The sequence below is a fragment of the Chryseobacterium sp. StRB126 genome, from assembly GCF_000829375.1.
Lineage (GTDB): Bacteria > Bacteroidota > Bacteroidia > Flavobacteriales > Weeksellaceae > Chryseobacterium.
Window position 1 is genome coordinate 3,248,638 of the sequence record NZ_AP014624.1, and the last position, 26,644, is coordinate 3,275,281.

Here is a 26,644-nt window from a genome sequence, read left to right on the forward strand (position 1 = left end):
TTTATAAAAGTATATCATATTTCAATTTTTGATATTAATCAAATAATAAAGAATTGCTTTTATTTTTGATAATTCACTAAAAACTAAAAAACATTATATGGAGGAGAAAATTATAGTATGTATTTCGTGCTATTACAAGGGCTATGATTTCATGGACGAAATGAAGCGGCTCAGTAATAAAATCATCTTAGTAACATCAGAAAATCTTAAAGAAAAAAACTGGCCCTGGCATGCCATTGATGAGGTATTTTATATGCCCGAGATTAAACCATCTGTGTGGAATCTTGAACACCTGATCCAAGGATTTTCACACCTGATGAAAACCAGAAAAGTAGACGCTGTAGTCGCTCTTGATGACTACGACGTAGAAAAGGCTGCCCTGATCCGGGAAACCTTCCGTATTCCAGGAATGGGACAAACTACCCACCGTTATTTTAGAGATAAACTGGCAATGCGTCAAAAAGCTAAGGATTCAGGCATTAATGTTCCGGAATTCACAGCTGTTTTCAATGACGATACCGTGAATGAATTTGTAGAAAAAGTTCCTGCACCTTGGGTACTGAAACCACGCTCAGAAGCCTCTGCATCAGGAATTAAAAAAATATTAGCCAAAGAACAGCTTCATGAAGCATTAGAAGTGCTTGGTGAAGAACGTCATCTTTTCCTGCTGGAAAGCTTTAAACCGGGAGATGTGTATCATGTGGACAGCCTTACCTTCAATAAGGAAATTGTCTTTACCTCTGCATCAAAGTATCTTGCTCCTCCAATGCAGGTTTCTCATGAAGGTGGTGTTTTCAGATCCAAAACATTAGGAAGATATTCTGATGAATTCAAAGCATTGGAGGAGATCAATTCCAGAGTACTTTCCAACTTCGGACTTTTGAACGGAGCTACCCATACAGAATTCATCCGCGGAAAAGAAGATGGAAAATGGTATTTTCTTGAAACTTCCTCAAGAGTAGGCGGTGCCCACATTCCTGATTTGGTGGAAGCCTCAAGCGGCATCAATATCTGGCGAGAATGGGCTAAGATTGAGGATGCTCTGTTAAGGAAAAAAAACTATAGCGTTTCCGCTCCAACAGGATATTACTCAGGGCTTATTGTTGCTCTTATCAAGGATAAAGAACCTGATTACAGCAAATTTGAATGTGAGGAAGCAGTAAAATTCCTTCCTATAGATTACCATGTGGGGATTGTTTACAAATCCACTGATGCTGCTGTAGTAGAAGAAAGACTAGACGATGCCGCAGAAAAGATTAATGCAGAAATGCTTAACATTCTTCCTCCTAAAATCAGCAAATTAAGCAGTTAATTATATATAACCATTAAAGTAAAAGTCTACATGCCTCATATAGAACATACAGATTACTATTCCAACATTTTGGGAACAAGCCTTAAAGTAGAAGTGACCGGACATTACGGCCATCCTATCATTATGTTTCCGACCTCCCAAGGACAATATACCCAAAACCATGATTTTCATCTTAACGGAAGTATCAATTGGTTTATAGAACAGGGAAAAGTAAAGCTTTATAATATTCAGACCATTGACAGCTGGAGTTTTTATGATGAGAAAATATCTCCGCAGCAGAGAATTAAAAACTATGAGCGCTATGTACAGTTTTTGATATTGGAATTCGTTCCCTACATCCAAAAGCTCCATAAAACCCATCGTGTAGCAGTAGCCGGAGCCAGTTTTGGAGGTTATCATGCAGCCAATTTTGCTTTTAGGTTTCCGGACGTAGTTTCTCATTTATTTTGTCTGTCTGGAGCTTTTAGCATAAGAAATTTTATGGACGGCTATTCTGATGATCTCGTATATTTCAACTGTCCAAGGGAATTTATAAGAAATGATGAATCCTGGAAATATAAACATATGCATATTGTGTTGAGTACTTCTGACCAGGATATCTGTAAAGACAAGAATATTGAAATGGCTGAAATCTTAAGGGTAAAAGGCATTGATTTCTGGTATGATGAAAGAAAATGGATTGGTCACGACTGGCCATTGTGGAGAATGGTTTTCCCAACCTTTATTGGAACTTATTTTTCTTAAAAAACATCCAAATAAAAAAATTAGTTGATAAAATAGCTTAAGTGTTTAAAATAAAGATTTTTAAATTAAAAAGAGAATCAATGTTTTAACGCTTAAGTTTTAAAAAATATGAAGAATCACAGATTCTGTTGAAAAATAAAATATACCCATTTAAAAACAAAAATTATGACAAAAAAAGTAGGAATTCTATTCGGTATGGAAGACACATTTCCCTGGGCATTTATAGACAAAGTAAATGAATTGGGAGGTGGAGATATCGTGGCTGAACCTGTTACTATTGACAAATTAGAACAAGGGGCAGATTATGGTTATGCAGTAATCATCGACAGAATTTCGCAGGATGTTCCCTTTTACAGAGCCTATCTGAAAAACGCTGCGCTTAACGGCACCTACGTTATCAATAACCCCTTTTGGTGGAGTGCAGACGAAAAATTTTTCAACAATGCTCTGATGAGCAAGCTCGGAATTCCGTTACCGAAAACCGTACTGCTTCCATCACATGAAAGACCAACCGATACTTCGGAAACTTCATTCAGAAACCTGAAATTTCCACATGACTGGGAATATATTTTTAATTATGTTGGATTCCCGGCCTATATGAAACCTCACGATGGTGGTGGCTGGAAGAGTGTTTACAGAGTTGAAAATCCGGATGATCTTTGGAACAAACTTGGAGAAACGGAACAACTGGTGATGATGGTTCAGGAGGAAATTGTCTTCGATGATTATTACAGGGTATATTGCCTGGGTAGAAAATATGTTCACATCATGCCGTATGAGCCTAGAAACCCGCATCACCTGAGGTATGCCACTACTCATCAGACACAAGGCAAAGAGCTTGAAAAATTATTGAAAACCATTCATGATTATACAATCAAAATGAATGAAGCATTAGGATACGATTTCAATACCGTAGAATTTGCTGTAAGAGACGGAATTCCTTATGCTATCGATTTCTGTAATCCTGCTCCGGATGCAGACAGAAATTCAGTGGGAGAAGAGAATTTTGCATGGATTATAGAGCATGCTGCTAAACTGGCGATTGAAAAAGCCAAGGAATATGTTCCTGGAAAACCCAATATCACTTGGGGAACCTTTGTGAAAGATTCCATAAAATAATATTGAAAAAGAATAAAAAAACACAAGACAATGCATCATCAGTTTACTATTGGAATCGAAGAAGAATATCAGATCATTGATGTTGAAAGCAGAGATTTGATTTCTCATGTATCAAAAATCATTGAAGGCGGGAAAGCAGTATTAAGTGAAAATCTAAAACACGAAATGCACGAATCCATGATTGAAATGGAAACCGGAATCTGCCAGAACATTCAGGAAGCCAGAGCAGAATTAACCAATTTAAGAAGGCATCTTATCAACACAGCCCATGAACAGGGGCTTCGTGTTTCCGGAGGCGGAACCCACCCTTTCTCACATTGGTCGGACAATAGTATCACCCAAGGGGAAAGATACATCAAAATTGTAGATGATATGGGCGATGTTGCCCGTGAAAACCTTATTTTCGGACTTCACGTACATATTGGAATTCCTAACCGGGAAGAAGGCGTAAGAATTCAGAATGTAATGCGTTATTTCCTGCCTCATGTTTATGCACTCTCTACCAATTCTCCTTTCTGGATCGGAAGGTATACAGGTTTTAAATCGTACAGACAGGAAATTTTCGTTAAATTTCCGAGAACCGGTATCCCAAGCTATTTCAACTCATTAGCAGAATTTGACAGTTATGTTGATCTCTTGGTAAAAACAGGAACCATCGACAATGCTAAAAAAATATGGTGGGATTTAAGGGTTCATCCATTCTACCCTACTATTGAGTTCAGGATTTGCGATATGCCATTAAGAATTGATGAAACGGTATGTCTTGCGGCCATTATGCAGAGTTTAGTGGCTAAAATTTATAAACTTCACCAACAAAACCTTAGTTTCAGAAGCTATAGAAGGCTGTTATTAAACGAAAATAAATGGCGCGCTTCCAAAAGCGGAATTGAAGCTCAGCTGATTGATTTTGGAAAAGAAGAATCTGTTCCCTATCCTCTTTTATTAAAAGAACTTTTAGAATTTATTGATGATGTGGTAGATGATCTAGGCTGCCGAGAAGAGGTTGAATATGCCTGGAAAATTCTTGAAAACGGAACGGGTGCCGATAGACAGCTTCAGATCTTTAAGGAAACCGGTGATCTTACTAAGGTTGTAGATTATATGATCTCAGAAACTGAGTACGGCATAACACATGGCGAAACCGCTTCATAATATTTTTGGTAACTTTACAAAAAATATGATGTAATGAAAGATATTCGAATTGCTCTGCTGGACATGAACAACAACCATGTCAATCAAGGCTTTAGAAACATTAAAGAAATTTCTGAAACATTTCAGCAGAACTCTGAAGAAAATGTAATCATCAAAACGTTTGATGTGAGGTTTAAAGATGAAATGCCGGAGATTGGAGACTTTGATATTTTTATTTCTTCAGGCGGACCAGGTACTCCACACCGCGAAGGTTTTGAGTGGGAAGAAAGGTTTGCTCATTTTTTAGATTCCATTTTTGAACATAATAAATACAACGAAGATAAAAAGTATCTTTTCCTGATCTGCCATTCATTTCAATTGGCAAGTATTCACTGGAAATTAGGAAATATCTGTAAAAGAAAATCCTATTCTTTTGGAGTAATGCCGATACACAAAACCGATGAAGGCAAAGAAGAATTTTTATTCAAAAACCTTCAGAATCCTTTTTATGCAGTAGATTCCAGAGCTTATCAGTTTATTGAGCCGGATCATGACCGTTTCGAGGAATTGGGAATGACTGTTATGGCTATTGAAAAGTTCCGTCCACACATTAATCTGGAAAGAGCTGTAATGGCGGTTCGTTTTTCTGATGAGATATTCGGAACTCAGTTTCATCCGGAAGCAAGTCCTGAGGCTTTGATAGAGAATCTTAAAGATGATAAGAACAGAGAAGCCATGATTGAAAATTTCGGAATGGAAAAGTATCTTGAAACCATGGACAGAATAGATGATGAAGATAAAATCATCCTGACCAGAAACCAGATTCTTCCGAGATTTCTTCAGTTCGCAAAAAAAAACATTTTGAAGGAAGCTGAATCTTTGGCTTAACTCATTAAAAATAAACCACAAAAGTCACAAAAGCTTTAACACTTAAGTTGTTTTTAAGTTACTACTAACTGTTTTAAAAGTACACTTAAGTGTTTTGAAAATCTTTGATTTTCATCTTATGGAACTTATCATATATCCTTTTATATTTTAAAAAATAAAGGCTTTTGTGACTTTTGTGGTTAAATTCATTTACAATATCAAATCGGGCGCTGCTGCTCGATTTTTTTAACATCACAAAAGAAAAAATATGATCCCAAAATACAGAAAACAGTTCAATCAGGAGTTTTCAGATGAAAAATACATACAACTTAATGAAATTTTAAAACAAAAAGGGGGTATAGAACCTGGTTTCAGAATTTCAGAAAGCCCTATTTTCCTTACCAAAGCATTTGAAGCTAAATTGCTTGACGCGAGTGAAAGTATCATTAGCCAAATCAAGGCTCTTCCGGCTGAAACCCTTCAGAAAGCAATTCCTGATAACTGCAGAGTCCCCAATGATACAAACCAGCCTCATTTTTTCACCATTGATTTTGGAATCTGTAAAAATGAAAGCGGAGACATTGAACCACAATTAATTGAACTTCAAGCCTTTCCTTCACTATATGCCTTCCAAAAGATTTATGAAGAAACATTCTGTGAAGTGTATCCTTTCCTTTCGGACATCCGAAACACTATGCCTCACGAAGATTTTAAACAGTATTTAAAAGATTTGATAGTGGGTGAGGAAAATCCGGAAAACGTAATTCTTCTTGAAATTTTCCCTGAAAAACAAAAAACAGCTATTGACTTTGCTTTAACCGAGCAATTACTGGGTATTAAAACAGTGTGTTTAACAAAGGTAAAAAAGGAAGGTAAAAAGCTTTATTACGAAAACAATGGAAAACTCATTGAGATCAAAAGGATCTACAATCGTGTCATATTTGATGAACTCGACAGAATTCCGGGTCTTACAACAGAGTTTGATTTCCGTGAAGAAGTAGATGTAAAATGGATTACCCACCCGAACTGGTTCTTTAAAATTTCTAAATTCCTTTTGCCGTTATTAAAACATCAGTTTGTACCTCAAAGTTATTTTCTTCATGAGTTTCCGGAAAATGAGAGTCTTGAAAACTTCGTATTGAAGCCATTATTTTCATTTGCAGGAAGTGGTGTCAATTTAAGTCCAACGAAAGAAATCACGGATGCTATAGAAGACAAAGAAAACTATATCTTACAGAAAAAGGTAAGCTATGAACCTATTTTTGAAGATATTAATGGAGAGTTTTCTAAAGCAGAAATCCGTTTGTTGTATATTTGGCGGGAAAATGATGAACGTCCTATTCTACTGGAAAATCTGGGAAGAATGACAAAAGCAGCAATGGTAAACGTGGATTTCAATAAAAAAGATGCGATTTGGATTGGAAGTTCTAATGCGTTTTTTGGATAAATAACTTATAAAACTAATAATACATGGAAGAAAAGTCAACAGCTTTTGATGAGTTTGATAACTATAACAGTTTAACACGAAGACGAAATCTATTACCCGTTTGGATTAAAATTTTCTTATGGATCTTTTTAATTGGTGGTACAGTATCTCTTATTTTATTGATGGCAGGCTCTTTTATGACTCATGTTTCTTTATCAATATATGGAATAAATGCTGATCATCCTTATTCAATGACTGGGCTTTTGATTTCATTGTTGTTTTTATTCAAAGGTATTGTTGCCTACGGGCTCTGGTTTGAGCAAAAATGGGCACCACAGGCTGCAATAGTTGATGCTATTATAGGAATTGCTGTTTGCATCATTATGATGGCAGTAATCCCTTTTACTTCACCAAAAATTAATTTTACAATTAGGCTGGAACTTATTCCTTTATATTTCTATCTCGTGAAAATGCGAAACATAAAGAAAGTTTGGGAAAATATATAAAAAAACAAAACCTCCGATTTTTCGGAGGTTTTGTTTTATAAATTTTTATCATCTTCCATCAATTCTCTTGCCTGATATTCCTGAACAAGATCAATAGCATTAGAAATTACATCACTTAAAGCAGTGATGAATGTTCCTTCTTCTGCCATACCCATCGCATGTTTTAACGCTTCTATTTCTTTAGGAATAATCTCGTAGCTTACATCTTTTCCTGAAGCCTGCATTCCTTCAATAATCAATCCGTTGATCTCTTCCTCGGTTCTTCCCCGAAGATGTTTTTCATTACGGATGATAATATGATCAAACATTCTTCCTGCAATTTTTCCACATTCCCTGATATCATTATCTCTTCTGTCTCCAACACCGGAAATAATACCTATTTTCTTTGTAGCTTCAATATTTTTCAGATAATCTTCAATAGCTTCATATCCGGACGGATTGTGAGCGAAATCAATCAATACTTTAAAATTTTTAAACTTAAAGACATTTAATCTTCCCGGAGTAAGCTGTGCACTTGGAATAAAGGTTCTCAGTGAATTGGAAATATCCTCAATTCCAAATCCATAAAGATAACTTGCCAAGCTGGCTGCCAATACATTTTCGATCATGAATCTGGCTTTCCCTTCCATCGTAATCGGGAAGTCTTTCGCCTTACCGATTCTGATCTTCCAGTCTCCTTTTTTAATGGTTACAAAACCTTCTTCATAAACACAGGTAATTCTTCCCTCTTTTGCAAACTTTACAATATGAGGATTATTCTCATCCATACTGAAAATAGCCACATTAGAGTCTAGATCTTTTACAATTTTCATGGAATATTCATTGTCTGCATTCAAAACGCTCCAGCCGGTTTTCTTGACACTGTCTAATACAACGCGCTTTACTTTGGTAAGATCCTTTAAATTGTGAATATCATTCATTCCCAAATGATCTTCCTCAATATTGGTGAGAACCCCGATATCACATTGTGAAAATCCTAATCCGGAACGGAGAATTCCGCCTCTTGCCGTTTCAAGAACAGCAAATTCTACCGTAGGATCTTTTAAAATAAATTCTGCTGAAATCGGTCCGGTAGTATCTCCTTTTGACAGCATTGTATTTTGAATATAAATCCCGTCAGATGTGGTAAAGCCTACTCTATAGCCATTGCTTTTTACAATATGGGAAATCAATCTTGTGGTGGTTGTCTTTCCGTTGGTACCTGTTACGGCAATAATTGGAATGGTAAAAGGTTTTCCTTGTGGATACAACATATCTACAACAGGTGCCGCAACATTCCTTGGAAGTCCTTCACTTGGAGCAAGGTGCATTCTAAATCCTGGTGCTGCATTTACCTCAATAATAGCTCCACCACTTTCTTTTAAGGGTTGTGTAAGATTTTCCGCCATAATATCAATCCCGCAAACATCCAGCCCTATAATTTTGGAAATTCTTTCTGCCATGGTAATATTTTCCGGATGTACCATATCGGTAACATCTATCGATGTACCTCCTGTAGAAAGATTGGCTGTTGATTTCAGGTACACTATTTCTCCTCTTTGTGGAATTGTTTCCAGCGTATACTGAAGTTTTTCAAGCAGTTCCAAAGTATCCTTATCCACTTCAATTTCGGTAAGAACATTCTCATGACCATACCCTCTTCGCGGATCTTTATTTTCTTTATCAATAAGCTGCTGAATATTTAGTTCGCCATCTCCAACGATGTGAGCAGGAACTCTTCTTGCTGCCGCAACCATCTTATTATCAATCACCAATACTCTGAAATCATATCCTGTAATATATTTTTCAACAATTACCTTTCTGGAGTATTTCTGAGCATGTTCCAATCCTATTTTGGCAGCTTCCCAATCAGTAACATTGATGGAAGAACCTTTTCCATGATTTCCATCCAAAGGTTTTAGAACGATGGGGTACCCTATTTTTTTGATTACCCTATCTAAATCCTCTTCATCAACAACCAGGTCTCCTATAGGTACAGGAATAGCCGCATCGTGAAGCATTCTTTTGGTTAATTCTTTATTACAGGCAATATCTACAGCAATAGAGCTGGTTTTTCCGGTAATCGTAGCTTGAAAACGTTGTTGATTTACCCCATATCCAAGCTGTACCAGTGAATTTGTTCCTAATCTGATCCATGGTATTTTTCTGGAAACAGCTTCTTCCACAATACTTCCGGTAGATGGTCCCAGACGAACACGCTCTCTGATCTCTTTCAGTTTCTGAATACAGGCATTCAGATTATAATCTTTGTCTTCAATTAAAGCTTCTGCGATCTTTACCGCTTCTTCAGCAGCATAGATTCCTACATTTTCTTCCAAATAATTGAATACCACATTATACACTCCCGGACTTTTTGTTTCCCGGGTTCTTCCAAAGCCAACATCCATCCCCGCTAAGGTCTGTATTTCCAAGGCAATATGCTCAATGACATGCCCCATCCAGGTTCCTGTTTCCACTCTATGGAAAAAGCCTCCTTCCACTCCTTCTGAACACCTATGGGTAATCAGTGACGGGATCAGTTTCTCAATTCTTTCTCTGAATCCATCAATTTTATTGGTAGGATAATTCTCCATTTCTTCAAGGTCTAACCTCATCTGTATCAGCTTTTTTCTCCTGATACTCCAGATGTTAGGACCACGCAGTGCCTGAATCTTTTCGATTTTCATAGTCTATTGGCATTTTAACAGTTAACAATAACTTATTTTACAATCAAATATAATATAAAACCCTAAACAAAACCATAGCAAGCATGAAGATTTATCAAAAAAGAATTACATTTAATTAACATTTTTAAAACATTAAAAACCAACCAAAGATGGCACGAATTTCGCCAAGTATGTTAATTATTTTTTAATTTTGTACCATGACTAAACCTGTAGGAAAATTAATAGTTATCGGAGGAGCTGTAAATAAAGGAAGCTTTGCAGAAACCGACTATGATCAGAATATTGAAAAGAATCTTAATTTTTTTGAACGTGGAATCTTGCGAAAGATCATCAGCGAATCAAAGCATAAGGAAGATTCTGTTATTGAAATCGTAACAACGGCCTCTCAAATTCCTCAGATCGTAGGTACAGAATATAAAAAAGCCTTCGAATTCCTAGGGGCGAAAAATGTAAATATTCTTGATATTCACAACCGTGAAGAGGCTAACTCTGATGCAATGGTAGCAAGAGCAAACGCTGCAGACGTGATGATGTTTACCGGTGGAGACCAGCTAAGGCTAACATCTATTCTGGGTGGAACAAGATTTCACGATACCATTCTATTAAAATACCAGGAACAGGATTTTATCTATTCCGGAACTTCCGCCGGTGCTGCTGCTGCCTCTGAAAATATGATCTATCAGGGAAGCAGTTCTGAGGCTCTATTGAAGGGGGAAATTAAAACAACACAAGGGCTAGGTTTAATCGATAACGTTATCATTGATACGCATTTTGTACAAAGAGGCAGAATCGGACGTCTTTTCCAGGCAGTAGTGAATAACCCAAGAACTCTGGGAATCGGACTTGGGGAAGATACAGGACTTTTCATTCATAATGATGTGATGACGGCTGTAGGTTCCGGACTTGTGATTCTGGTAGACGGAAGATTTATTAAAGATACCAACCTAACTAATATTAATCTTGGAGAACCTATTTCTATTGATAATCTAACGGTGCATGTGATGTCTATGAACGATCATTATGATCTTACAACTAAAACTCTTACCATTGAAAACTCACAATTCAATCCTATTCCACAAGATAAATAGACCAAAAAATACAACTATACAAACGGAACCTCGGTTCCGTTTTTTTGTTTTTGAATTCACCCCTTTGATCATAGCAGACAATACAATAAGTTTGGGCTAAAGCCAATGGAGTTATGATTTATTTGTTTATTGACCGGCCGGGCTTCCTTCGTGAACTTCGTTCGTAAACCTTCAGTTTATGCTCAGGATTATAACCCGCCCCTATTGATGTTGATATCCGGATGGGTAAATGGATAATAAATAATAGTTGTTTAACGACAAGATCTTTTATCTTTTATCTTTTATCTTTTATCTTTTATCTATAAATTACCTTCATAAAAATTATTCATCAACTCTTATTCTATGAAAATCATCATTCACGGAGGCTTTTTCTCGGAAAGTGACCAAAGCCATGAAGTAAAAACAGCAAAACAAAACTCTTTAAAAGCAATTGCTGAAAAGGCATTTCATTATCTTCAGACTCATTCCGCTTTTGATTCGGTGGCTTATGCCGTTTCTTTGCTGGAAGATGATCCTTTGTACAATGCCGGAATAGGCTCGCAGATTCAGAGTGATGGTGTCATCCGGATGAGCGCCGCTATTATGAATGGTGAAACTCAGAAATTAAGTGGTGTTATCAATATTCAGGATGTAAAAAATCCCATTTTTGTTGCAAAAGATCTTATTGGAGAGGATGATCGGGTTTTAGGTGGACAAGGGGCAAAAAATTATGCTACCGAACATGGATTTGAGAACTTCTCCACTGAAATCCCACAGAGAAGAAAGGAATATGAAGCTAAACTTGGTAATGGAGGTAAAGGTACGGTAGGCTGTGTAGCCATCGATAAGAATGGAAAACTGGCTGTTGGCACTTCTACAGGAGGAAAGGGTTTTGAAATCCCGGGAAGAATCTCAGACTCTGCCACAGTGGCTGGAAATTATGCCAACACCTTTTGTGCAGTAAGCTGTACAGGTGTAGGAGAAGATATTGTAAGCAATGCTACTGCTACAAAAATTGTAACCCGCGTAACAGATGGAATGAGCCTTGAAACGGCTTTCACCAAAACTTTTGATGAACTTAAAACGATTGACGGATTTGCAGGTGCCATTGCTATTGATAAAGACGGGAATATTTATCATCAGGACTCCTATCCTACTATGGTTTTCGCCAGTTTTGACGGTGAAAATTTCGATATCTTTTCTTAATTTTAACATTATTTTATAATTCTGCCTAATTTTTTGGCACGTATTTTACATATGTATTAATAACAAATTTTAATATTAATATCTTTTAAAAAATAGAAATCATGGGAAACAAAACAAAAGGCTTATTAGCTTTACTAGGATTAGGTGCTTTGGCTTACTGGAAATACAAGAATTCAAGTCCTGAAGATCAACAAGCCGTAAAGGATAAACTTAATACAGCAAAAGATAATCTTAACAAATGGGGAAATGATATTAAGACTAAAGCCAACGATGTTGCTTCCCAAGTTCAAAGTAAAGTAGATGAGGTAAAAACAAAGGCCGAAGATTCTTTAAACTAAAAACAGACAGTAGTTTTTTTTAACATTCATATATAGAAAAAGTCATCGTAGTAGTTTGCGATGACTTTTTGTTTTATCAATCAGAAAATAGTGTCCTTTAATTTCCCTGAATAATATAATTTTTTTCTATTAATTTTCTTTCAGGTTCATTGGAATTATCCGGCTGGAACCAAACTTCAACCCTGCTTCCATAGTAATCACCCCAATCTCCTTCTGTCACTGTAAAACCATCATTGTCACTTGAAAATTCTTTCAGTTCATCACTAGGGTTAAAAACCTTTCTCATCGATTCTTTTTTAATCTCATTTTCAGAAAGAATCCTGTTGGTATTAAAATCATAGACTTTTAAATAGACCTTACCTTTTTCTGTTTTATTCAGGAAAACATCGTATTTATAAGATCCCGGCTGCAAATAATCATAAATAAGAATATCAGGCTGGGTAACCTCTACAAGTTCTTTCTCATCTACAAACTGCTTCAAAGGCATTGAAAACTTTGCATTCTTTGGGTTTTTAATATCATTATTATATGGTTTATAAGGACTTTTAGGCGGGTAAAAAGCAAACAGTACACCAATGATGGTAAACATAATAAAGCTTAAAAGACATTGCCAAAGACCATTTTTAAACTCATCTTTTTTAAACAGTCTTGAAATTCCTAATATAAAACTTAGACCTGCCACCAAAAATGGCGTAACCGAGAAAAAGTTCCATGTAAACTTACTAATTGGTAAAATAAGGATCAGAAGCCAACAAAAAATTCCTATAAATAATGTAATTAAAGAGGTAAAATACCACCTCCAGTTTAAGGCTCTAAAAACGACTTCTTTTATCATAATTTGTCTATAATTTTTTTCTTCTGTTCATTGAATTCTTCTTCACTTAAAATTCCGCTCTCTTTTAATCTTCCCAATTGCTCCAGCTGGTCTAAATGACTGGGCTCAGGTGTATGTTTAGTGTATTCTTCAGGACGGGACATGAAATCTCTTACTTTTTCGCAAAAGAGTTTGGCTTCATACTTTCCCACTCCATCAATCTCAACCAAATCATCAGACACCTGAACATCTATAGAAGCCAGCATCATTGCTGTTTCATATTGTATTGAGCTTATTTTGGTGTAAGAATAATCCTCCACCGTTAATCCATACATGAATTCTTTATCTACAAACATCAGCCTTCTGTCGGTAGCCACTAAGATAATATGATGTTGTGTTGTCTTATTTCTGCCTTCCACAAGGTAAACGATTCTTTCATCCACTGAAAGAATATCTGGCAGAGCATGAATCTCTTTTCTGGCAAAAATGGTAGGATTAATATCCAGTTTTTCGAGTTCTTCTTTTATTTCTTTAAGTCTTGATCCCATTATTATAGTTTATGAGCTTACATTACTATTTATTTTCAATTTAATAAAAACATTCACCTTAAGCAGGAATGACAATAGAGGAATGCAAAGCATACACTTTCCAGCCTAAATTTTCATATAATAGCTTCCCTTCTTCTGTAGCGACTAAAATATTATTAGCAAACCCTTTCGATAAAGCTATTTTCTCCAGCTCTTTCAATAAAAAAGAGGCCAGTCCTTTCCTTTGATGGTTTATTTCGGTAACAATCCTATCATAAACGGCAACATCATCTATCAAAGATACACGACCAATGGAAGCCTGCTCACCATTTTCTGCTACAATTCTTACCACAAAAGTTGTATTGTATTCTGAAAATTCCAAATGATATCCTTCTGCCAGACTAATTTCCGGGAAAGTCATAGGACGAAAACAGGTCATCAGGTATCCTTGGGCCTGTAGTTGCCATTTTTCAGGAATACTTCCCATAAACTGATCGGGAGAGGTGCTTACTTTCAGATGAACCCAGGGTTCATTAATTGACCGGGCAAGCTGAAAAAAATCTTCGTTAAGTTCAGGAAACATATATCGTTCTTTTTGTTTTTCATCCCCCACGAATACATTAAATCCAGATTTATACTGAACAGGAAAGGATACTTCTCTTGATAAGCACCATCCTCTAAGCCAGTTTTTTACGATTTCCGTTTTATCCTTCATGATTTTAAAGGTTTTATTTTAATTATCCCAGCAGTTTCTTTTTTTGCGCCGTAAATTCCGCATCTGTCAGGATTCCGTTTTCTCTCAGTTTTCCAAGTTTTTCCAGCTGTTCAAGAATCTCAAGAGAGAGGGTTACGTTTGTACTTGTATTGATATTGGCACTAGTACTGGTATTTACAGGATCTGTTTGTTGCTGAGGTTGTTGTACCGGATTATTATAGATAGGTCTTATGATATCGTAGAATTTTTCTGCATCTTCTTTATCCATAAAACACTCAAATTCTACCACTCTTTCGTCAAGATGTAGCTTAATGATTGGAGATCTCGGATTGGTTACAAAACTTACCGACTTGATCATTTCATTAGAATAATCATTGATTTTAGCTGCTCCAAACATTGCTTTTGAAATAGAGATCATTCTTTTAGAGGTTGCCACCAGTATTCCTGCAGCCAGTGTATTGACAAACTGAGCATCTGTAATGCCTAAAATCTTCTCATCTTCGGGAATCAGAGAAGGCAATTCTTTAACCTCTCCTTTTGTAAATACGGAAAGGTTGGCATTCAGTTTTTCCAGTTCAGCTTTTATCTTTTGTTTTCTCCTTTTAAATTCTTCCTTAGAAATATGTTGAGGTTCTTCAGCTACAGCCATAGGAAGGTTTTCCTGCGTTGTTACTGCAAGGGAGTTTTGTTCTGTATCTTTATTCTGAACGATACGATGAATATCATCAATATTGAACTGATTAAGATTATACAGTACTTCCTGATTGATGTAACTTATTTTATCTAAACATTTATTGCATAATACACCATCATCTGAAAGCTTATTTTCGCCCAGAAGCTTATCCATAGAGGTTAATTCGGTACTACACAATGAACAACTATTATTCATTTTTTATTTTTTTATAATTTATTCAGAAGTTTTTTCTTCTGCTCTGCAAATTCTTCATCGGTTAAGATTCCGCTTTCTTTCAATCTTCCTAATTTTTCGAGCTTATCAAAAACTGTTGAAGGGTCTTCTTTTTGTGGTGGCTCTGGTTTAAATATAGGAGATTTTGGTTCCGGATGTGTTGCGCTTGGTTTTAATTGGTTTTTGGAACTGTTTGCATAATCTTCTATCGCTTCACAAAATAGTTGGGCATTATTTTTATTTTTAAATATGAAATCAGCCTGAGATCCATTGATAAGCATTTTTACCTGGTTCGAACTTTCTTCCGGGTCATATAAAATAGAATTAATATCCTGATATTGAAATTCATTTTGATATAGATTTCCAAAAAAGCCTTTGTTAAGAAAAACCACTCTATGCTGTGTTGCTAGCAGAAGTCCGTTCATCTTGTTATGTAAATACTTTGTATCTGCTATCGCAATAAGCTTTTCATCTGTATTTAGAATATTCACCAGTTCATCCACTTCATTGTTCACAGATGCACTGAGTATAGCGTTTAAAGCAAGAATCTGTTCTTTAATTTCTTCTGATCTCCTAGGTTTTGCCTTATCAATGGAAAACCGAACCGTATGAGAGAATGTTATAGTGGTACGGGATACCGAAGTCTCTACTACAGGTTCTTCTTCAATTTCTTCAGCTTTCTCAATACTTTCCCTCCATACTAAATCCCTTATCTCTGTTAAGCAATAATTGATAAGATTATTCACCAAATCTTTATTCATAACGGTTGCTTTATTCAGGCATTTGTTGCATAAGATTCCACCATCTGAAAGTTTATTCTCTCCCAAAACGGTATCCATAGGTGTTAAAGGTATTCCACAAAGAGCACAACTTGTGTTCATTCCAGTTTTATGTTTAAAAGTTTTTTAATCAGAATAGATAACAACTACCGTTCTGTTTTGTATCAACCTATATTCTCAATTATGAGCTGTTTATATTTAACTTATTTTAAATCATCATTAAAATGTAGCCTATATTGTTACATTTTTAAAGTCTTTCCAATAATTTCGCTTTCTGAATTGAGAACTCTTCTTCACTTAAAACACCCATCTGCCTTAGTTTCCCAAGTTTTTCCAGTTGCTCGAAAATATCTTCTGAGGAACTTTTTGGTGTATTAGATGCACTTTGGTTGGATATACTTTGAGGTGCCGTGTTCTGAGCATTTTGAAAGAATGACTGTGGCTGTGCTGCTTGTTGATGGGATGGTCTTTCCGGTTCTCTGATCTGTCCGTTTACTATATCACAGAATGATCTTCCATCACTTTTATTATGCAGTTTAAACTCAACAGTACCTCCTCTTGTATTAACTCTTAATACGGAGTACAAAAGGTTTTCAACCTGATCCAGAGAAGTAATATCTTTATGGGTATATTCATTTTTCACAACGCCACCCAGGAATTTTTTATCCATGAAAATCACTCTCCATTGGGTTGAAAAAATAATTCCTTCTCTGTTATTATGAAGATTTATACATTCTGCAATGGCCATCAATTTTTCATTTTGATCCAGAACTTTATCCAGTTCATTTACTTCTTCATTGGCCAAAACGCTCAATCTGGCTTTAAGGGCTACAATCTGATCTTTTATTTCATCTAATCTGGTGGGAGCATCATATTCATAATTACTCGCTCCTGAGTAAGGAGAACTTCCCGGATTCTGACTTGCATCAATTTTACTTTTAAGGAACATCCCTGTTATTTCAGCAAAATAGAACTGGTGTAGATTATTGGTGAGGTCTCTATTGATCGTAATTGCTTTATTAAAACATTCAGCACACAAGTAACCGCCATCTGCAAGTTTATTTTTCCCAACGAGCATGTCGGTAGACGTTAGCGGAGTTCCACATAATGCACAAATAGTATTCATCTGGTTTTTAATTTTTAAATGATATGGACTAAAACAGTTTGAGTCTGTTTTTTATTCTCTGAGCCCAAATTACAAATTCTGATTCTATATTTACCCTCAAAAATATTTAAAACTTCTCGTTTTTCAGGTATTTTTTTCCTCCTCTCTTAAAATTAATCCATCTTAACACGTAATTTACTTCTATTCTGATTGAAAAATGAATTCTATAATTTTTGTTGAAACTGATTTTTTTCCACTAAAAAGATTAGTAAAAAGCAAAAATAAGCAAAACGATTAAAACCGTTGCTAAACAATGCTTTATAAAAGAGTAGTCTTAGTTTGGAACTCCATGTCTGATACGTTTTAGACTTGAAAATACAATGTTAGGTTACTAATTCGTTACCGATTAACAAAGGTGATTATATGTTTTAACTGACTATATTTCAATGTTTTGCATTCTTTTTCATATTCCCTTGTAACTCAATATAATTTAATTTTAAACATTAAACATTTGAGTTATGGAACAGACAAAAAAGTCCACGTTCAAACTGCTTTTCTACCTGAAAAAGAACGAACTAAAAAAGAATGGTAATGCACCAATTATGGCACGTATTACGATTGATGGAATAGCTAAAACTTTGGGAACAAAGTTAGAAATCAATCCCAAAAATTGGGATTTAAAATATGGAAGAGTTGAGGGCAAGAGCGCCATTGCTTTGAGCGTTAACCAAAAACTGGATAATATACGGGGGCGTATTGATACTCTATATGAAGATATGCTCAAACACGAGGGATTTGTTACAGCACAAAAGTTAAAGCTTGCCTTCTTCGGTGTTGGTGTTATGGAAGACTCTTTGCTGAAAGTATTTAAAAAGAACAATGAAGACTTTGGAAAAATGGTGGCAAAAGGAGAACGAGCGGACAGCACGTACTATAAATACAAGATTGTCTATAACCATGTCGAAGAATTTATAAAAAGTAGGTATCATCGTGATGATATGGCGTTTCGGGAATTGACCTGTGATTTTATCAGAGAATTTGATTTCTTCCTTAGAATAGATAAAGAATGCTCCCATAATACTGTTTGGGTATATACGATGCCCCTTTACCGTGTTGCAGAAATCGCCGTAAAAAGCGGTCTTATCAGGAAAAATCCTTTTGAAGATTATGAAATCTCTATGAAGGAAAATGACCGCAGTTATTTACTTAAAGAACACGTCGAATTCCTTTTGATGCATACCCCCTCAAAACAAACGTATGAACTTGTAAAAGACCTTTTTGTATTCAGTTGCTTCACTGGCTTATCCTATATAGATATTAAAAATCTTAAAATAAGTAATATCCAATCCTTTTTTGATGGTCACGAATGGATTATAAGTCGAAGACAGAAATCTGATGTTGCTTCAAATGTACGATTGATGGAAATACCCAAAAGGATTATTGAAAAATACAAAGGTGTTACCCGAAATGAGGCTCTTTTTCCCGTTCCCACAAACAAAATTTGCAATAGTCATATAGATAAACTTATTAAAGAATTAGAGATTGTTACAGAACAAAAAGTAACATTTCATACAGCAAGACATACTTTCGGAACCATGTTTTTGACAGAGGGTGTACCGCTTGAAAGCCTTAGTAAAATGATGGGGCATAAAAATATTTCGACCACACAGATTTATGCCAAAATCACCAGCCAAAAAATTAGTAAGGATATGGATTTAGTTGCCCCAAAATTTCAGGCTATGGAAGAAGCATTTTTAGCGGTAATCTGATTGATTTTTATTACCTCACAATAGAGCAGAACTTAACGGTTCTGCTTTTTTTATGCCCTTATTTTTTGTAGCCAAAGCACATTTACATTCCTCCACACAATACCCATACTGTAAAAGAGCTTATATGCTACTTAATAGATAGAAATTTGAAAAAAGTAGCCACCCTGCTATCCCTTGATCTTACATTTTTCAAATCTCTATCACAGGCTTTCATAGCCTGGTTATTTATCCCATAAAGTTTATTAGGGAATAATTTTCCACAATCAACCGGTAAAAAGGCAGCTAAGTTATAGCGGGCTGCCACCGCACCTGCCCAACCAAAAGACTACGGCATAATGGCAAGGCAAAATGATGGCTTCGCCGAGTTGTTTGTATTGCCTTGCCACCCTCTGGGACTTATTCCGTTTCCTTTTGGTTTTTCCGCATAGCCCGCTTGGATTATCTGCTTTCTTTTTTCCGGTTTTTCTTTTGGAAAAATTTACGAAACGAAGCAAGCCACAACAGGAAGCAGGAACGAGAAAAGCGAACGTAACAAAATGTAAAACTTTTAAAACAGGACGATTATGAACATCATCGGAAGACTGACAAAAGATGCGGAAGTACGCACATTGTCGAACGAAAAACAGGTAGTAAACTTTTCAGTAGCCACCAACGACAGCTACAAAAACAAACAAGGCGAACGCATAGAGCAAACAACCTATTTCGATTGTGCCTATTGGCTAACTGCAAATGTGGCAAGATTGCTCACAAAAGGTACTTTGGTAGAACTCACAGGCAGGGTAAGCACAAGGGCGTGGACAGGCAAAGACGGAGAGCCAAGAGCAGGGCTGAATTTCCATACTTCAAATATCAAACTACACGGAGGTAGTAGGAAAGCCGAAACCGTACAAGCTACTGCACAAGCCAAGAACAACAAGTTTACAGCACAGGGAACAGAAGACGACCTCCCATTCTAACAACGAGTATTCAATCATTTTTCAAACATCAAAATTTTATCAAAATGGCACATAATATCAATTTCAACGAGAGAACAGGACGTTATTCATTCTTTAGCGTACAACAAAAAGCGTGGCACGGTTTAGGGCAAATTGTGGAGCAATACCCAACAAGTGAGGAAGCTATCAAGCACGCAGGCTTAGACTACGAAGTCGTAAAGTCCCCACTATTTACCAAAGGTTCGGGTATTATCGAAACGCCTAACGGTATAGAGATAGGCAGTAGTGAATTGGAAGTACCTAACTATTTCGCCAATATACGCACCGATAACAATGCGGTATTGGGCGTAGTGGGTAAAGATTATCACATTGTACAAAACCGTGAAGCCTTCAATTTCTTTGATGCTATTGTAGGCGGTGGCGAAGGTATTTTCTATGAAACCGCAGGAGCATTAGGCAACGGAGAACGCATTTTTATCACAGCCAAACTGCCCGATTATATACGTGTAGGTAATGGCGATGATGTAACAGAAAAATACATTTTCTTAACCACCTCGCACGATGGTAGCGGAAGTATCACAGCCGCATTTACACCTATCCGCATCGTATGCCAAAATACGCTGAATGCTTCGTTACGCAGTATGACCAATGTAGTCCGTATCAAACACACTTCGGGGGCAAAACAGCGTATTGAGAATGCTCACAAGATTATGGGACTGGCAAATACATTGAGCAACCAATTGGAGGGCATTTTCAACGAATGGACAAAGGTAAAAGTATCAGACCGAGAGGTTAAAAAGCTAATCCAATTAGCACTTTGCCCGAACAAAGAAACGCTTGACCTTATCAAAAAAGGTGCGGAAGACGAAATTTCCACTTTGTTTAAAAATACCGTTGAAGATGCTTTTGCTTATGCTATGATAAGTGACACCCAGCAAATGGATACCACCAAAGGTACTTTGTTCGGAGCGTACAACGCTGTTACAGGCTACTATCAAAACGTAAGAAATTACAAGAACGATGAAGCCAAGTTGCAGAGCATTGTATTGGGTGGGACTGCCCAACTCAAATCACAGAAAGCATTTGAATTGTGTACTGCATTTGCTTTGGACGGTACGGAAATCCTAAACCTTAATTAAATAACAACAGGCTACCGCCTTAATCGGTGGTAGCCTACTAAAAACAAATCATTATGGCAAATTGGTGCAGTAATACGATTGTTTTCGAGGGAAATCCCGAAGCAATCACAGGAATACAGGAACTTTTTCAAGCAATGAAAAATAAGGAAGAAAGTGAAGAACAAGGACAATTACCCGAATTTGTTCCCAATGACAACGGCGGTTATTTCTTCAATATCTATTGGAACGAGGGTGATGAAGGGATTTTTCAGTACGAAACCAAATGGTCACCCAATATTGAAATTGTCCAAAAGATAGCAGAATACTACCAAGTGGATTTTGTACAGGACTATGAGGAAATAAGCAATCTTGTATATGGCAGGGCAACATTTTCTAACAAGCTACTCATGGATATTTATTTGGAAGACGAGGATTTTGAACAATATCATTATGACGAAGAAACAGACATCTATCATTTTGAGGGCGAAGAACATGAAAGCGATAGCGAAATATTGGAAACCCTACTTGAACGCAAAATTGTAAACATAAATTCTTTTTAAAATTTACCAGCCCTAAAGTATAGGGCTGGCAGCAAAAAGACAGATCCTTCCGATGGTCGGAACCATCTTTTTGCATTTTAAATTGACGCAACCACTTTGGTTAAAATGTATGCTTCGCCATTTTATCAAACAGGTTGCGATTTTTATGAGGGATATTCACTATCCCTTTCTTTGCTTTTGGCAAGAACTTCTTTTCTTTTCACATCTGCGACCAAAGAAAAGAAGCAAAAGAACGTCGCTTGGTTAATTTTGACTTTTGTTTTTTTTGTAAGCTATCAAACAATTTCTAATTGATTAAATTTGAAATTTGTCAATAATTCCAAATCGCTAAATCAAAGTAATGATAGAAACTGAAATTTCAATAACAGTAAACAGAAAGTCTGATATTGATTTAATAAAACAAAAAATTGTCGAAAACAAATTTCAATTTCCGATTTACATACGGGAATATGAATTTAGTTATCAAATAAATTTTACGAGTGATTATGAAGAATGGGAACTGGATACAGCAATTCTCGATAGTTTCCCAGGATATGAATTTACTACAGATCTTGAAAAAGGGCGAAAAGAAATAAGAATTCAAATAATTCGATACCAATCTGAATTATCCACTGATGGTTGGGGAAGACGGATTGAAAACCCATTAAATGAAACAAAGTATCTTGTAAAAACTTCTGCAAGTAAACCTGAAAAGTTCAGTCCTAAAATCAAAGTTTTATTTGAAGACAAAGAACAATATTACTTTATCAATATTGTGGATGGCATCAACAAAGCCACTGATGAAAAAGGTTTCTTATTGTTAGATGATTTCAAAACTAATAATGAGGCTAATAAGGCAGAGATTTTAAAAGATAAACTTTACAAATCTCATATAGAAGCTTTCCAATGGGGATATAGTAAAATGTCCGAAGTTGTAGAAAGTGATTTTAGCATCTATCTTGAAAACAAAAAGAAAGAAGTTAGAGAAATTCAAAAGCTACCTCGAAAAATTATCCGTGATTTTATAAAAGCTTGTAATAGCTCCGATGAAAGTAATATTCTGAAACATCTTGACGAACATACAATTTTTGAGAAACGTAAGAATTGGAAAACCATTTTTGAGGTCGAAGGAATTTCAAAATTCAAAGAATACCTTAGTTCTTCAGAACAAGAACTATATGGTAAAGATTTTAAAATTAGATCATCATGGAATTTTAATTTGCCCAATGTCACCATTGGTATAAAATATTTTCCACCTTCAGTTGATAAAGGAAATAAATTCAATCTTAAATATGAACAAATGACGATTACTTTAGATAATAACAAAATAACCAGTATTATATATGAAGTTTAGTAAAATCCTTGCTAAGAGTTACATGACCGCTACTTCAATGGCTTTTCTAAAATCATCTGCATCGCTACCAATAAGTAAATAGGCTGCAAAACCAATTTTCAAAAGTGCATTTACTGTTTCTTCCTCATCAATATCACTATGAGGAATCAGCTTTAATGTTGGAAATTGGCTTTTTAAATCTAGAAGCTGTGCTAATACACTTTTATCGTAGAAATCAAGGTCGATAATGCAAAACTGGGGAGGCGATTTTAAAGAACATAGATGAGCTAATCCATCTTCAATATTCTCTGATTTGAATAATATTTCAAATCCAAAAGTTAGGAGATCTTTACTAATAACATCTATAACCGGGTTTTTATCGTTGATAAATGCAATGCTAGTGTGCTGGGTTTTTCTTTCAGTATCCATACCATCGTTTTTTAAATTATGGAGGACTGCAAAAAACAAAGCGCAGGCAACCACACTTACCGACATTGAGGCACTGGTATACCCGACTACGAATAAGCGAGCGCCCACGCCTTTTGGCATGAGCGTTCTTCCTTATTTGTCCCGTAGTCTTAAAAATTACCAGTTTTCAATGTGGGACTTAAAGCAAAAACACTTTAAGATTTTTCTATATGTTGTTACAAATATACTAAAGTCGTTCCAATACTTAATGACAATACAGAGCAAAAGTTAGTTTACAGTTTGAATTATATAGATATGTAATTCAGTTCCAGTGCAGAAAGTATATCCGACTGTTTAAAAATGATTTTGCCGCCAATTTGAATAAAAGGCAGGATTTTATCATCTCTATATTGTTGCAGAGTACGCTTGCTAATGTGCAATAGGTCACATACATCTTGCCCCGACAAATAGATTTCTCCGTTCATAACAGGACGATAGTTCTTCAATATACTTTCGATACGGTTTCTTAGCTCCGTTATCATTTCCTGATGGGCAATGATTTCTTCATTGTCATTCGTGAATAAATCCATTTTCGACAGTATTGTACGGTTGTCCAGCTTCGAGCAAAGTCTGTACATCCGAGCGTTTATAATAATTCTTACGGTTTAGTTTGGAATATGGCAATAGCCCTTTGTCCTTATAGGTCTGCAAAGTCCGCTTGGTAATATTCATCATCAAACATACTTCCTGATTATCGAGCCATTTTTCTTCTTTGAAAATCGGGACGTATTTTCTTGTGGTACTTTCGGTCATTTCCAAAAGTTCCTTTAGCTCATTCTTCATTTCATCCAATGCGGATTTCTGTATTGCGATAACTTCCATTTTTGCTCTGTTTTGCTGTGGAAGTTGAATTTACGACGGACTTTAAGGGGTTTAGTTTATGATGTAGTCATTGGCTTTGAAAGGCGACATTTGGCGTATGATTTTAATTACGAGAGGAATTATTCTGTAAATTTGAAAAAGATAAACGTTACTGAAGGATATTCGTAATGTGTATATTTAAGAGTTATAGCCAATACTAAAAAAAACAGACCAATGGAAGAAATAAATAAACAGCTTGACACAATTTTAAATTTAGCAGACCATTACCTTGTTAAGTCTCGACAGGACGAAAGCCATTATTACGATGAGTTTTTAGAAGCAGCAACAATTTTAAAAAGTGTAATGACTGAGAAGGAGTTCAAGTTTTGGTTAGTTGAAAAAATGCTTGTCAAACAACAAGCATTTTTGCCAAAGACATTTATTCAGTATGCTGTTGAAACTGCAACTGTCAGATATTTTGCTGAAAAGCATAATGAAAATCTAAAAGTTGAAGCTAAAATAAATCCTAACAATGACAAGGACGTTGACGTTCAGTTTACAGACAAATCCTATTTATACAATATCGAGGTAAAATGTTCTGACTTTGTAGCAAAAGAGACAGTTGACAATCAGGACGCTTTTAAGTATGAAACAATTGGCAGAATTCCCGACCGACAAGAAACGAAAGAAGTTATATCAAAGGCATTAGATGAAGGAATGGAAAAAAAGGGCGAGCAAACCAAGCCTCATTTAGATGCTAAAAATATGGACAATAACCTAAAAGGGTTTCTTGAACTTGCACACGAAAAATTCAATCCAACACCGAATGAGAATGAAGTAAACATTTTGCTTGTCGGTTGTGACGATGAGAGAGACATTCAAAAATGGCATTATTATTTATTTGCCGACCAAGGACTTTTTACACCTGAAAGTTATGCGGACAGAAGTAAATACAATAATGTTGATTTAGTAATTTTTACAAATCAATATTTCAAACACAACGAATATTATTCTAAAAAAGTAAGTAAGTCGTGGACATTAGAGAAAGGTTTTAATCTTGCATTTAGCAATCCATTTAGACGATTGCAAAAAGAAAAAGCGATTAAGAATTTTTTGGACATATTTCCACATTACACCTGGGACTTGTGTAGTTATTCTGTTCCAGGTGACGCGCCAACATATGTTAAAGACAGTATGAGAATATCATGGTTCGTAAAAGACAACTTGGAAAAAAATAAAGGGATTTACTTGTTTAACGAGAATGATTAATAGAGGTACTGGCTATAAAATGTGTTTTACGCCAGTGGGGTGACGTACAAACTTGAAGCCTTGTGCTTATTCAAGTTCAATGCTTATTGACAGCTTTGCACTTCTAAACCACCCAAACACAAAGCCCCGACTGATGTAATTATTATAGGGCAACGGACGAAACATACTGTCAAAAAAGAAAATATGAGAAAAGTAATTGCAGCATTCAATATGACACTTGATGGTGTTTGCGACCACACGACAGGAGTTGCTAGCGAAGAACTGCACCAACATTATTCTGACCTATTAAATAATGCGGGAGTAATTTTATATGGACGGACAACTTACCAACTTATGCAGTTTTGGCAAACACTAATGCAAAATCCTTCAGGTAAAAAATCAATGGACGACTTTGCAATTTCAATAGACAAAATTCAAAAACTTATTTTTTCCAGCAAATTAAAAGACACCGATTGGAAAAGTGCAGAACTTGCAAAAAGACCTCTTGATGAAGAAGTTTTGGAACTCAAGCAACAAGCAGGCAAAAACATTCTTATTGGAAGCAGGAGCTTGATTACTCAGCTTTTAAACAGTAATCTTATTGACGAATTACAAATTTGTATCCACCCTATTATTGAAGGGAAAGGGCTATTGCTTTTTGACCAAATCACGGATAGAATTATGTTGAAACTTATTAAGATAAAATCGCTAAATTCAGGTGCAACTGTATTTTATTATGAACCGATGCGAGAGCAAACAACAAATCGCTGATAAGGACATTGTAATGAGACATTATTAAATTTCAGATTGTAAACAAAACAGTTGTAAATATGAAAATGGACAATAGTAAGTTTGACAAAGACGGAAAACTTAAACAAGGGGTTCACCAGGAATATTTCAAGAATGGTTCTCTTTCCAGTGAAGGTAATATTGAGGACGGAGAAAAAAACGGAGAATGGAGATACTTTCTTGCAAATGGACGATTAAAAGCTATTGGTAAATATGTAAAAGGGAAAATGACAGGAGAATGGAAATGGTATCGTGAAAATGGAAAACTTCTGCAAGTAGGTTCGCTTGACAACGACATAAAAACAGGAGTTTGGACGAGATTTCGAGTGGACGGAACTCTAATGGATGAAACAGTATTTATTAACGGTAAAAAAGGTAAAGTCAACAAATATTAGTCTCTCACTTTACACTCCCT

28 protein-coding genes are annotated in these 26,644 nt (G+C 35.8%); 18 read left to right on the forward strand and 10 right to left on the reverse strand.

The genetic code is table 11. The features are described from left to right. Positions 1–97 precede the first annotated feature (97 nt). The 7 genes from CHSO_RS14710 (at position 98) to CHSO_RS14740 (ending at position 7,105) form a co-directional block, all read left to right on the forward strand. Positions 98–1,312: an acetyl-CoA carboxylase biotin carboxylase subunit family protein gene (locus CHSO_RS14710; RefSeq protein WP_045497434.1), complete on the forward strand. Its 1,215-nt coding sequence runs from the start codon at positions 98–100 to the stop codon at positions 1,310–1,312. Positions 1,313–1,342: 30 nt separating this feature from the next. Beyond that, entirely contained in the window at positions 1,343–2,056 is a 714-nt protein-coding gene (locus CHSO_RS14715; RefSeq protein WP_045497436.1) for an alpha/beta hydrolase-fold protein, read from the forward strand. Between the two features lie 165 nt (positions 2,057–2,221). After that, positions 2,222–3,175, forward strand: coding sequence for a RimK family alpha-L-glutamate ligase (locus CHSO_RS14720; protein WP_045497438.1), 954 nt, complete (start codon positions 2,222–2,224; stop codon positions 3,173–3,175). 30 nt (positions 3,176–3,205) lie between these two features. Beyond that, entirely contained in the window at positions 3,206–4,327 is a 1,122-nt protein-coding gene (locus CHSO_RS14725) for a carboxylate-amine ligase (RefSeq protein WP_045497441.1), read from the forward strand. A gap of 33 nt (positions 4,328–4,360) precedes the next feature. Then, positions 4,361–5,194 carry a type 1 glutamine amidotransferase gene (locus CHSO_RS14730; RefSeq protein WP_045497444.1) on the forward strand — a complete coding sequence of 278 codons (834 nt, stop codon included), beginning with the start codon at positions 4,361–4,363 and terminating at the stop codon, positions 5,192–5,194. A 247-nt stretch (positions 5,195–5,441) separates the two neighbouring features. Then, positions 5,442–6,620, forward strand: a complete 1,179-nt coding sequence (locus tag CHSO_RS14735; protein WP_045497447.1) for a hypothetical protein — start codon at positions 5,442–5,444, stop codon at positions 6,618–6,620. A gap of 23 nt (positions 6,621–6,643) precedes the next feature. Then, positions 6,644–7,105, forward strand: a complete 462-nt coding sequence (locus CHSO_RS14740; protein ID WP_045497450.1) for a hypothetical protein — start codon at positions 6,644–6,646, stop codon at positions 7,103–7,105. 35 nt (positions 7,106–7,140) lie between these two features. Here the strand turns inward: CHSO_RS14740 and cphA are convergent, their stop codons facing one another. Further along, the gene (gene cphA / locus CHSO_RS14745) at positions 7,141–9,771 is read right to left on the reverse strand and encodes a cyanophycin synthetase (RefSeq protein WP_045497453.1); all 2,631 of its coding nucleotides are present in this window, start codon (positions 9,769–9,771) and stop codon (positions 7,141–7,143) included. A gap of 197 nt (positions 9,772–9,968) precedes the next feature. On the opposite strand from cphA, the gene CHSO_RS14750 reads away from it, so the two are divergent. The 3 genes from CHSO_RS14750 (at position 9,969) to CHSO_RS14760 (ending at position 12,382) form a co-directional block, all read left to right on the forward strand. Continuing rightward, positions 9,969–10,859, forward strand: a complete 891-nt coding sequence (locus tag CHSO_RS14750; protein ID WP_045497456.1) for a cyanophycinase — start codon at positions 9,969–9,971, stop codon at positions 10,857–10,859. A 342-nt stretch (positions 10,860–11,201) separates the two neighbouring features. After that, a complete protein-coding gene (locus CHSO_RS14755) occupies positions 11,202–12,044 on the forward strand; it encodes an isoaspartyl peptidase/L-asparaginase (protein ID WP_045497458.1) in 843 nt (280 codons plus the stop codon). Positions 12,045–12,145: 101 nt separating this feature from the next. Continuing rightward, on the forward strand, positions 12,146–12,382 hold the full coding sequence (locus CHSO_RS14760) for a YtxH domain-containing protein (protein WP_045497469.1): 237 nt from the start codon (positions 12,146–12,148) through the stop codon (positions 12,380–12,382). A gap of 97 nt (positions 12,383–12,479) precedes the next feature. On the opposite strand, the gene CHSO_RS14765 is transcribed toward CHSO_RS14760, so the two are convergent. The 6 genes from CHSO_RS14765 to CHSO_RS14795 all read right to left on the reverse strand — a co-directional run bounded on the left by CHSO_RS14765 (position 12,480) and on the right by CHSO_RS14795 (position 17,250). Continuing rightward, positions 12,480–13,217 carry a hypothetical protein gene (locus CHSO_RS14765; protein ID WP_144428930.1) on the reverse strand — a complete coding sequence of 246 codons (738 nt, stop codon included), beginning with the start codon at positions 13,215–13,217 and terminating at the stop codon, positions 12,480–12,482. Beyond that, positions 13,214–13,744, reverse strand: a complete 531-nt coding sequence (locus CHSO_RS14775; protein WP_045497478.1) for a PH domain-containing protein — start codon at positions 13,742–13,744, stop codon at positions 13,214–13,216. The genes CHSO_RS14765 and CHSO_RS14775 overlap by 4 nt, the downstream gene beginning before the upstream one ends. Positions 13,745–13,802: 58 nt before the next feature. Next, on the reverse strand, positions 13,803–14,438 hold the full coding sequence (locus tag CHSO_RS14780) for a GNAT family N-acetyltransferase (protein ID WP_045497489.1): 636 nt from the start codon (positions 14,436–14,438) through the stop codon (positions 13,803–13,805). Positions 14,439–14,460: 22 nt separating this feature from the next. Then, on the reverse strand, positions 14,461–15,327 hold the full coding sequence (locus tag CHSO_RS26135; RefSeq protein ID WP_084221081.1) for an SHOCT domain-containing protein: 867 nt from the start codon (positions 15,325–15,327) through the stop codon (positions 14,461–14,463). An 11-nt stretch (positions 15,328–15,338) separates the two neighbouring features. Then, positions 15,339–16,226 carry a PH domain-containing protein gene (locus CHSO_RS26290; protein WP_084221082.1) on the reverse strand — a complete coding sequence of 296 codons (888 nt, stop codon included), beginning with the start codon at positions 16,224–16,226 and terminating at the stop codon, positions 15,339–15,341. Positions 16,227–16,371: 145 nt separating this feature from the next. Next, on the reverse strand, positions 16,372–17,250 hold the full coding sequence (locus CHSO_RS14795; RefSeq protein WP_084221083.1) for a PH domain-containing protein: 879 nt from the start codon (positions 17,248–17,250) through the stop codon (positions 16,372–16,374). Positions 17,251–17,747: 497 nt separating this feature from the next. On the opposite strand from CHSO_RS14795, the gene CHSO_RS14800 reads away from it, so the two are divergent. The 5 genes from CHSO_RS14800 (at position 17,748) to CHSO_RS14825 (ending at position 22,944) form a co-directional block, all read left to right on the forward strand. Then, positions 17,748–18,998: a site-specific integrase gene (locus tag CHSO_RS14800; protein WP_045497500.1), complete on the forward strand. Its 1,251-nt coding sequence runs from the start codon at positions 17,748–17,750 to the stop codon at positions 18,996–18,998. A 563-nt stretch (positions 18,999–19,561) separates the two neighbouring features. After that, positions 19,562–19,954: a single-stranded DNA-binding protein gene (locus CHSO_RS14805; RefSeq protein WP_045497503.1), complete on the forward strand. Its 393-nt coding sequence runs from the start codon at positions 19,562–19,564 to the stop codon at positions 19,952–19,954. Between the two features lie 44 nt (positions 19,955–19,998). Continuing rightward, on the forward strand, positions 19,999–21,072 hold the full coding sequence (locus CHSO_RS14810; protein ID WP_045497505.1) for a DUF932 domain-containing protein: 1,074 nt from the start codon (positions 19,999–20,001) through the stop codon (positions 21,070–21,072). Positions 21,073–21,125: 53 nt separating this feature from the next. Continuing rightward, entirely contained in the window at positions 21,126–21,611 is a 486-nt protein-coding gene (locus CHSO_RS14815; RefSeq protein ID WP_045497508.1) for a hypothetical protein, read from the forward strand. Positions 21,612–21,951: 340 nt separating this feature from the next. After that, positions 21,952–22,944: a hypothetical protein gene (locus CHSO_RS14825; protein WP_045497514.1), complete on the forward strand. Its 993-nt coding sequence runs from the start codon at positions 21,952–21,954 to the stop codon at positions 22,942–22,944. A gap of 18 nt (positions 22,945–22,962) precedes the next feature. Here CHSO_RS14825 and CHSO_RS14830 read toward each other — a convergent pair whose 3' ends face one another. The 3 genes from CHSO_RS14830 to CHSO_RS14840 all read right to left on the reverse strand — a co-directional run bounded on the left by CHSO_RS14830 (position 22,963) and on the right by CHSO_RS14840 (position 24,213). Further along, a complete protein-coding gene (locus CHSO_RS14830) occupies positions 22,963–23,472 on the reverse strand; it encodes a DNA-binding response regulator (protein ID WP_232509076.1) in 510 nt (169 codons plus the stop codon). Positions 23,473–23,636: 164 nt separating this feature from the next. After that, positions 23,637–23,921, reverse strand: coding sequence for a helix-turn-helix domain-containing protein (locus CHSO_RS14835; RefSeq protein WP_045497517.1), 285 nt, complete (start codon positions 23,919–23,921; stop codon positions 23,637–23,639). Then, positions 23,902–24,213, reverse strand: a complete 312-nt coding sequence (locus tag CHSO_RS14840) for a helix-turn-helix domain-containing protein (RefSeq protein WP_045497519.1) — start codon at positions 24,211–24,213, stop codon at positions 23,902–23,904. Before CHSO_RS14840 ends, CHSO_RS14835 begins: the two co-directional genes overlap by 20 nt. 213 nt (positions 24,214–24,426) lie before the next feature. On the opposite strand from CHSO_RS14840, the gene CHSO_RS14845 reads away from it, so the two are divergent. From CHSO_RS14845 to CHSO_RS14855, 3 genes are all read left to right on the forward strand, one after another. Continuing rightward, entirely contained in the window at positions 24,427–25,461 is a 1,035-nt protein-coding gene (locus CHSO_RS14845) for a hypothetical protein (RefSeq protein ID WP_045497521.1), read from the forward strand. Between the two features lie 183 nt (positions 25,462–25,644). Then, complete coding sequence (locus CHSO_RS14850; RefSeq protein ID WP_045497523.1) at positions 25,645–26,211, forward strand: dihydrofolate reductase family protein; 567 nt, start codon at positions 25,645–25,647, stop codon at positions 26,209–26,211. Positions 26,212–26,270: 59 nt separating this feature from the next. After that, positions 26,271–26,624 (forward strand): toxin-antitoxin system YwqK family antitoxin, encoded by a 354-nt coding sequence (locus CHSO_RS14855; RefSeq protein ID WP_052480606.1) that lies wholly within the window; start codon positions 26,271–26,273, stop codon positions 26,622–26,624. Positions 26,625–26,644 lie beyond the last annotated feature (20 nt).

Bases quoted from the DNA above. Each gene is read 5' to 3' on its own strand.
- CHSO_RS14710 (WP_045497434.1), top strand. From the start codon at position 98: ATGGAGGAGAAAATTATAGTATGTATTTCGTGCTATTACAAGGGCTAT.
- CHSO_RS14715 (WP_045497436.1), top strand. From the start codon at position 1,343: ATGCCTCATATAGAACATACAGATTACTATTCCAACATTTTGGGAACA.
- CHSO_RS14720 (WP_045497438.1), top strand. From the start codon at position 2,222: ATGACAAAAAAAGTAGGAATTCTATTCGGTATGGAAGACACATTTCCC.
- CHSO_RS14725 (WP_045497441.1), top strand. From the start codon at position 3,206: ATGCATCATCAGTTTACTATTGGAATCGAAGAAGAATATCAGATCATT.
- CHSO_RS14730 (WP_045497444.1), top strand. From the start codon at position 4,361: ATGAAAGATATTCGAATTGCTCTGCTGGACATGAACAACAACCATGTC.
- CHSO_RS14735 (WP_045497447.1), top strand. From the start codon at position 5,442: ATGATCCCAAAATACAGAAAACAGTTCAATCAGGAGTTTTCAGATGAA.
- CHSO_RS14740 (WP_045497450.1), top strand. From the start codon at position 6,644: ATGGAAGAAAAGTCAACAGCTTTTGATGAGTTTGATAACTATAACAGT.
- cphA (WP_045497453.1), bottom strand. From the start codon at position 9,771: ATGAAAATCGAAAAGATTCAGGCACTGCGTGGTCCTAACATCTGGAGT.
- CHSO_RS14750 (WP_045497456.1), top strand. From the start codon at position 9,969: ATGACTAAACCTGTAGGAAAATTAATAGTTATCGGAGGAGCTGTAAAT.
- CHSO_RS14755 (WP_045497458.1), top strand. From the start codon at position 11,202: ATGAAAATCATCATTCACGGAGGCTTTTTCTCGGAAAGTGACCAAAGC.
- CHSO_RS14760 (WP_045497469.1), top strand. From the start codon at position 12,146: ATGGGAAACAAAACAAAAGGCTTATTAGCTTTACTAGGATTAGGTGCT.
- CHSO_RS14765 (WP_144428930.1), bottom strand. From the start codon at position 13,217: ATGATAAAAGAAGTCGTTTTTAGAGCCTTAAACTGGAGGTGGTATTTT.
- CHSO_RS14775 (WP_045497478.1), bottom strand. From the start codon at position 13,744: ATGGGATCAAGACTTAAAGAAATAAAAGAAGAACTCGAAAAACTGGAT.
- CHSO_RS14780 (WP_045497489.1), bottom strand. From the start codon at position 14,438: ATGAAGGATAAAACGGAAATCGTAAAAAACTGGCTTAGAGGATGGTGC.
- CHSO_RS26135 (WP_084221081.1), bottom strand. From the start codon at position 15,327: ATGAATAATAGTTGTTCATTGTGTAGTACCGAATTAACCTCTATGGAT.
- CHSO_RS26290 (WP_084221082.1), bottom strand. From the start codon at position 16,226: ATGAACACAAGTTGTGCTCTTTGTGGAATACCTTTAACACCTATGGAT.
- CHSO_RS14795 (WP_084221083.1), bottom strand. From the start codon at position 17,250: ATGAATACTATTTGTGCATTATGTGGAACTCCGCTAACGTCTACCGAC.
- CHSO_RS14800 (WP_045497500.1), top strand. From the start codon at position 17,748: ATGGAACAGACAAAAAAGTCCACGTTCAAACTGCTTTTCTACCTGAAA.
- CHSO_RS14805 (WP_045497503.1), top strand. From the start codon at position 19,562: ATGAACATCATCGGAAGACTGACAAAAGATGCGGAAGTACGCACATTG.
- CHSO_RS14810 (WP_045497505.1), top strand. From the start codon at position 19,999: ATGGCACATAATATCAATTTCAACGAGAGAACAGGACGTTATTCATTC.
- CHSO_RS14815 (WP_045497508.1), top strand. From the start codon at position 21,126: ATGGCAAATTGGTGCAGTAATACGATTGTTTTCGAGGGAAATCCCGAA.
- CHSO_RS14825 (WP_045497514.1), top strand. From the start codon at position 21,952: ATGATAGAAACTGAAATTTCAATAACAGTAAACAGAAAGTCTGATATT.
- CHSO_RS14830 (WP_232509076.1), bottom strand. From the start codon at position 23,472: ATGCCAAAAGGCGTGGGCGCTCGCTTATTCGTAGTCGGGTATACCAGT.
- CHSO_RS14835 (WP_045497517.1), bottom strand. From the start codon at position 23,921: ATGGATTTATTCACGAATGACAATGAAGAAATCATTGCCCATCAGGAA.
- CHSO_RS14840 (WP_045497519.1), bottom strand. From the start codon at position 24,213: ATGGAAGTTATCGCAATACAGAAATCCGCATTGGATGAAATGAAGAAT.
- CHSO_RS14845 (WP_045497521.1), top strand. From the start codon at position 24,427: ATGGAAGAAATAAATAAACAGCTTGACACAATTTTAAATTTAGCAGAC.
- CHSO_RS14850 (WP_045497523.1), top strand. From the start codon at position 25,645: ATGAGAAAAGTAATTGCAGCATTCAATATGACACTTGATGGTGTTTGC.
- CHSO_RS14855 (WP_052480606.1), top strand. From the start codon at position 26,271: ATGAAAATGGACAATAGTAAGTTTGACAAAGACGGAAAACTTAAACAA.